Source organism: Pseudomonas sp. EU05-FHT14B02, from assembly GCF_058791055.1.
Genome location: NZ_JBYTDD010000038.1, coordinates 59,826 through 66,377 on the forward strand (window position 1 = coordinate 59,826; position 6,552 = coordinate 66,377).

General features: G+C 56.6%; 4 protein-coding genes. 2 read left to right on the top strand and 2 right to left on the bottom strand.

The window, feature by feature from the left end; genetic code table 11:
- Nucleotides 1-87 precede the first annotated feature (87 nt).
- Together salA and AC3WTM_RS27145 are read left to right on the top strand one after the other, a co-directional pair.
- A complete protein-coding gene (salA, locus tag AC3WTM_RS27140; protein WP_024075419.1) occupies nt 88-1,377 on the top strand; it encodes a salicylate 1-monooxygenase in 1,290 nt (429 codons plus the stop codon).
- Between the two features lie 73 nt (nt 1,378-1,450).
- Nucleotides 1,451-2,797 (top strand): MFS transporter, encoded by a 1,347-nt coding sequence (locus tag AC3WTM_RS27145; protein WP_023629719.1) that lies wholly within the window; start codon nt 1,451-1,453, stop codon nt 2,795-2,797.
- 778 nt (nt 2,798-3,575) lie between these two features.
- Here the strand turns inward: AC3WTM_RS27145 and AC3WTM_RS27150 are convergent.
- The gene (locus AC3WTM_RS27150) at nt 3,576-4,868 is read right to left on the bottom strand and encodes a tyrosine-type recombinase/integrase (RefSeq protein ID WP_028688854.1); all 1,293 of its coding nucleotides are present in this window, start codon (nt 4,866-4,868) and stop codon (nt 3,576-3,578) included.
- A 277-nt stretch (nt 4,869-5,145) separates the two neighbouring features.
- On the bottom strand, nt 5,146-6,273 hold the full coding sequence (locus AC3WTM_RS27155; protein WP_073663301.1) for a site-specific integrase: 1,128 nt from the start codon (nt 6,271-6,273) through the stop codon (nt 5,146-5,148).
- Between the last annotated feature and the right edge of the window lie 279 nt (nt 6,274-6,552).

Genomic DNA, 6,552 nt, shown 5'->3' on the forward strand with positions numbered 1-6,552 from the left:
TAGTTTGTATGCAGGCTGCGGTATTTATCAATATTTCTCGTGCGCCCATGATGACTTCACTCCAACAACAACATCATGGGTACAAACATGATCACCAAGCCTGCCCTGCGTATCGGCATCATCGGCGGCGGTATTTCCGGCGTCGCCCTGGCACTGGATCTGTGCCGCCATTCCCATCTCGACGTCCAGCTCTTCGAATCCGCACCGGCCTTCGGTGAGGTGGGAGCGGGCGTTTCCTTCGGTGCTAACGCGGTGCGAGCCATTGCCGGTCTCGGCATTGCAGAGCCTTACGCCCAGGTTGCCGATCGCACCCCCGAGCCCTGGCAGGACGTGTGGTTCGAATGGCGCCGCAGCGTCGACGCCGGTTACATTGGCGCGAGCGTGGCTCCTGGCGTGGGGCAGTCTTCGGTGCACCGGGCGGATTTCCTCGACGTGCTCGCCAGCCGACTGCCGGAGGGCATTGCCCGATTCAATAAGCGCGCCGTGGGCGTGGAGCAGCACGGCGATGAGGCCTGTGTGCGCTTTACCGACGGTAGTGAATATCGCGGTGACTTGCTGATCGCCGCCGATGGCATCAAATCGGCTATTCGTGGCCATGTCCTCGAGGGTATCGGGGCCCCGCCCGCCGTGCCGCGCTTCAGTGGTACCTGCGCCTACCGTGGCATGATCGATAGCCTGCACCTGCGCGAGGCCTACCGTGCCGCTGGCGTTGACGAGCACTTGGTGGACGTGCCGCAGATGTACCTGGGCCTGGATGGCCACATCCTTACCTTTCCGGTTAAGCGGGGGCGCATCATCAACGTGGTGGCCTTCGTATCTGACCGCAGTCAGCCCGCGCCCACCTGGCCCGAGAATTCGCCCTGGGTTCGTCAGGCCAGCCAGCGTGAGATGCTCGACGCCTTCGTCGGCTGGGGCGATGCTGCGCGAATCCTGCTGGAGTGCATTCCCTCGCCAACCTACTGGGCTCTGCACGACCTCGCCGAGCTACCTGGTTATGTCCACGGCCGTGTGGCGCTGATCGGCGATGCCGCCCACGCGATGCTGCCGCACCAGGGCGCCGGGGCAGGGCAGGGGCTCGAGGACGCCTACTTCCTCGCCCGCCTGCTGGGAGATGTTCAGGTGAGTCGCGGCAACCTCGATGAGTTGCTGGCTGCCTACGACGCCTTGCGCCGCCCGCGTGCCTGCCGCGTGCAGCGTACCTCCTGGGAAGCCGGTGAACTTTACGAACTGCGTGACCCGGCAGTGGGTGATGACAAACAGGCGCTGGGAGCTACCTTGGCTAGCCGCTTCGACTGGTTGTGGAACCACGACCTCGACGCTGACGTGCGAGATGCCCGCGCTCGACTAGGTTGGACAGCCCTGAGCCACTGCGCCTAGTTGCGCGTCGTTCTACCGGAATCGGCCTCGATGCCGGTTCCGGCTCTATAACAATGACAAGAAGAGCTATGCCATGCGTGATATCGACGTTTCCGCCCTGCTTGACGGGGCCCGCTTCAATACCTTTCACGGGCGCGTGCTGTTCTGGTGCGCGCTGATCATTATCTTCGATGGCTATGATCTGGTTATCTACGGCGTGGTGCTGCCGTCGCTGATGCAAGCCTGGAACCTCTCTGCGCTGCAGGCCGGTCTGCTAGGCAGCTGCGCATTGGTGGGCATGATGCTCGGTGCACTGTTCTTCGGCCCACTGTCGGACCGGATCGGGCGCCGCAAGACCATCATGACCTGTGTGGTCCTGTTCAGCGGTTTTACCGTGATCAACGGATTCGCGCGCACTCCCGAGGAGTTTGCCATTTGCCGCTTTTTCGCCGGGCTTGGTATCGGTGGGGTGATGCCCAATGTGGTGGCGCTGATGAACGAGTACGCGCCGAAGAAAATCCGCAGCACCCTGGTGGCGATCATGTTCAGCGGTTACTCGGTGGGGGGCATGCTCTCTGCGGGTCTGGGCATGGCGTTGATGCCCAGCTGGGGCTGGCAATCGGTGTTCTTCGTGGCGGTTGTACCGCTGCTGGTGCTGCCGTTGCTGGTGCGCCAGCTGCCGGAGTCGTTGAACTTCCTGCTGCGCCAGGGGGAGGTCGAACGCGCCAAAGAGCTGCTGGCCAGGGCAGAGCCCGACTACGTGCCCAAAATGCACGACCGGCTCAATCTGGCAAAGGGGCAGGCGGGCAAGGTGGCCATCTCCCAGTTGTTCCAGGATGGTCGCGCACTGAAAACGCTGATGCTCTGGGTGGCCTTCTTCTGCTGCCTGCTGATGGTCTACGCCCTGAGTTCCTGGCTGCCGAAGCTTATGAACGCTGCCGGCTACGGCCTCAACTCCAGCCTGGCGTTCCTGCTGGTGCTGAACTTCGGCGCCATCTTCGGGGCAATCGGCGGCGGCTGGCTGGGAGATCGCATAGGCCTGGGTCGGGTACTCCTGGCGTTCTTCGCCACCGGTGCGCTGTCGCTGAGTCTATTGGCGCTGAAGTCACCGCTGCCGGTGCTCTACCTGCTGATCGGCGTGGCCGGGGCCTGCACTATCGGTACGCAGATCCTCGCCAATGCCTGCGCCGTGCAATTTTACCCCGCGCATATCCGCTCCACTGGTCTGGGCTGGGCGATGGGAATTGGCCGTATTGGCGCCATCATCGGCCCGTTGCTGGGCGGAGCTTTGCACGCCGCGCAACTGCCGTTGCAGGCGAGCTTTCTGGCGTTCGCGCTGCCGGGGCTGGTGGGCGCCGCCGCCATTATGGGTTTTCTCTGGCACCGGCCGGGTCAGGTCTGCACGCTGATGGAGAAACCTCTGGAATCGACTGCCGGCTGATCCACTGCTATCAGGAACTGAGCACCGCACCCATGTCGGGTGTGGTGCTCTGGTTGACCGCTCGCAACCGGCATATGGAACCACCATGGTCTCGGCTGCTATAGATGCCGATCCGCTGTGCGTAGTCGGATCCTAGGCTAGGCGTTGGATCATGAGAAAGCCTTGAGACTCGAAGCGGCTGCCAACTCGATGGTTAGCAGGTGCTGAGGCGCCGGTCATCACATCCATACTTTTCAATGAACGTGACGGTTGCGCTGCACGTAGCCGTACTGACAGATCTTGAGCAGATTAGCCGGATCATAATCAGGACGCCCCGTACGATGAGACCGGGCCTTGTCGAACCCCAACGCCTGAAGATCGCAGCCTGCGAAATGGGTGGGTGAAGTCCTGCACGGGATTATCAAAGCACAGAGAGTCATCGCTGCCGGCCACCAGTTCTTCACTGCCGCGAACATCGAGAGGCTGGTACATCTCGGAGCCAAGTACAGCACGAAGGCTGCAATGATCGACGATCTTCGAGACGGTCGCTGAAGACCAGTAAGACCAAGACCTCAGCGATTTCGGACGCATCTCCCGTGATGACTTTTTCAATGACGACGGAAGCGCGACCTCCTGATTTCTTGCTGGCGCAGAAACGCGCCAGCAAGCAGATGGCATGTCCGCGAGTCGAGGTCGAGCATGCGCTGGTTGCATAACTCACCCATCACCTGAGCCAAGGAAAATTTTCTCGTTCTCAAGCTATGCGCGATGGCTAAACAAGTGTGTGTTTAATGGGCGTCTAACGTCTGATTGGAAGGCTTTTCACCGAGTGTGCCCGTTGTTCGTCCAGCGAGTTGTAGTACGTATTTTGGGTAGTGCTGAGACTATTGTGACGAAGGTCAGCCTGGAGGTCCTTCATCTCTCGATATGGTGCATCAAAGGTTGCGGAGGTGTGGCGTAACCAATGCAGTGAAGCTGAACGCAACTGGTCTATTTCGTCATCGCTCCAGCCTTCCTCAGCCATACGCCCCATAGCGCGATCAAATAGCCCTTGGAGCAGCAGGCGAATATGTCGATCAGATAGCCCACCACGCCCCTTCAGGGAACTGATCAACGGTGTTTTCTCGTGGGCAGATGGCTGGGGGGAGAGCTGTAAATGCTGGCGATAGCGTATCAGGTAGTTCTGGATGTATTCGTCGCGGATGCTGATCTTGGCGGCCTTGTTGCCTTTGCCCACCACATGAAACCACCAGTTGCCCATGCTATCGCGGCGGATGTCGCCCATGGTAGGCGTCCAGTTGTCACGCCCGACCAGATCGGAGACTCGCAGGTACATGGAGAACAGAGTCGCAACGATGAACAGAGTGCGTTCGTGTGTCGGGTCGGTCGCGGCCATCTGCTCGGCAGTCTCGATCACGTAGCTCCACTGCAGCGGAGTCAGGGAACGTGACGCCACATCCAAGGTGTTGCGTTGCTTGTAGATGGATTTCTGTTTTACCGCCCGGAAGGGGTTCACCTCGGTGAGACCCTCATCAATCGCGTGTTGGAAGAAGCTGCCGCAGACTGCGAATACCTGAGCCACCGATCCCTGGGACAAGCGGTAGGGACGGGAGGGAAGGGCGGCAACGGCCTCTTCGGCAATCTTGCGTTCGCGCTTGGCCACAGTGTGACTGAAAGGTCGCCATTGCAAATTGACGATGTAGGTGTCCGTGTCGAGCTTCTTGCGACCACCCACGCGCAGGAAGCGGGACTTTACGACCGGACCTATCCAGTCGGCGGGCGGGTTGAGGCAGAACTCCATGAAGGCCTCGGCGTCCCGGCGACGCAGTTCAACAAGGGGCTTGACAGCCACCAGTAGGGACCAGAGCAGCAGCCGCTCGACGTGGGTTCGATAGGAGTTGAACGTGGCTTCGTTGCCGGCGTAGGACTTCAGAAATCCCCGAACGGCGCGATAGCCCTCGACGGCCTGGAGCTCATCGGCACAACCATGGAGGAAGTCCCGAACCGCTGGAAGCTCGCCATTGAGGTGAAGAAAGTTGAGTTCGTGGAAGCGATCAAAGGTCTCGAAAAGCGGCTGGGGATGCTGCGACATGAAGTGGTTCAACCTGGGCGAATGCGTCTATATCGGTCTTTCAGCGTAGTATAGAGCAATATCCGGGTCTGGTGATTATCGGATATTGCTTAGATTTCTCCGATCAATCCTCGCTGTCCTTCTTAAAATCTGTAACCCCATGATCCTTACAAATAATACGTTTAATAACATGCAGTTACGATTGGAGTCGGATTTTTAAATGGGAGAAATGAGTCTGCCGGGCGTCCCGCCAGAGAAGCTTATAGGCCAGGAATTTAAGCTAGCGGGGAACGCTCTATCAACCATAATACCTTCCATAGGTATAAGCCAAGCTGAAAATGCCTAGATATTTCTGCAACTCGGCAGGGCGGAAGCTTTGCGCACGAATCTTTGCGCCGCTTTCTTTCAAAAAACGCATACTGCCACCAAGCAGGATATTCCAGTGCTCACCGCCTTTGTCTGTAGAAGTAATGCTTGCATGAGCTTTCATAAGCGCTTCTTTAACAATGCTTCGTATTTGTCGCACGGAAAGACCGGGGCGCCCGTGACTAGCCTCCAAGATAGGGATTTCTTCGTTCTGCTCTGGGAACGGGGGTAGTCCTCGGCTTTTTCGATAGCGTCTCAAGTAGGGCAGGAACTCTGGAGTGACTTCAACTTTCCTTAGCAGCCGACCTGGCGCCTCTAGTATCAACCACCATCTGGCATCGTCTAGAACAAAGCAATTCATGCATGGGCAGTAGTTATCAGCATTTGCAAGGTCTGCAGCATGCAAACACATAAGAGTCGTTGCTGCTATTATAAAAAGAGCACGCTCACCAGCAGGATCACCCAGCGCATGAAATTCTAGCGCTTGCAGAACCTGACCTAATTGCTCGGAAGTTAAATATCGTTCCACAGGGTAAGTAGCGCGCATTCCTCTTCCATAGAAAGTTCGTGATGATATAGCTGGATTTATCGCTATCACATCTTCCTCGCAGAGAAAACCATAAAATGAACTACAAACGCTACGAATGAAACGCAAGGTTTCCACTTTAGGGCTGCGCGCCCCTACATCTTTAGATGCTCGAATATTGAAAGGCCGCCATGATTCATTGAAAACCGAATTACCATCGACTTGAGCGAATCTAGCGGTTGTAGAAAATCCAACCCAATTTGAAGGTGGCATCTTGCAAAAAGTAATAAAATTCGTAAACGTCTCTTTATCTAGTGTCAGTACAGTTTTTTCGGCGACAATCCAGCTCCATAGGAGCAAACGTTCAACGAATGTTCGGTAATTATTAAAGGTTCCAAGCGGGTGACTATGATATGCAAGAAAGCGGATAGCGCATTTTAAGTCCGTTTCTACATCAAGATTAGCGGAGAGACTACTGAGGAAGGCTTCGATGCAGGGGTAGCGAGCGTAGTACAGCCCGAGATCGAGAGACATACTTTCGGGACCAGCAAGGACAGGCCGAGGGTCTATGACTTTTGACATTGACGATCCCATTGGTCTAAAAGGAAGTCACGAGTACTCTTGAAAAATAGCACAGTATTTAGTCTTCTTTTTAGGCTTTTTAAACAGGCAAAAGCCTCATCAGGATTCTCCTTTTTTAACCGTTAACGAGGGGGGGCAAGGGAAACCTTGACAGCGGAGAATGCTGCATCTCACTGATATCTTGGTATTTTTTTTAATCAGTCATTTTCTACTTTTTCATCAGGCGTCACA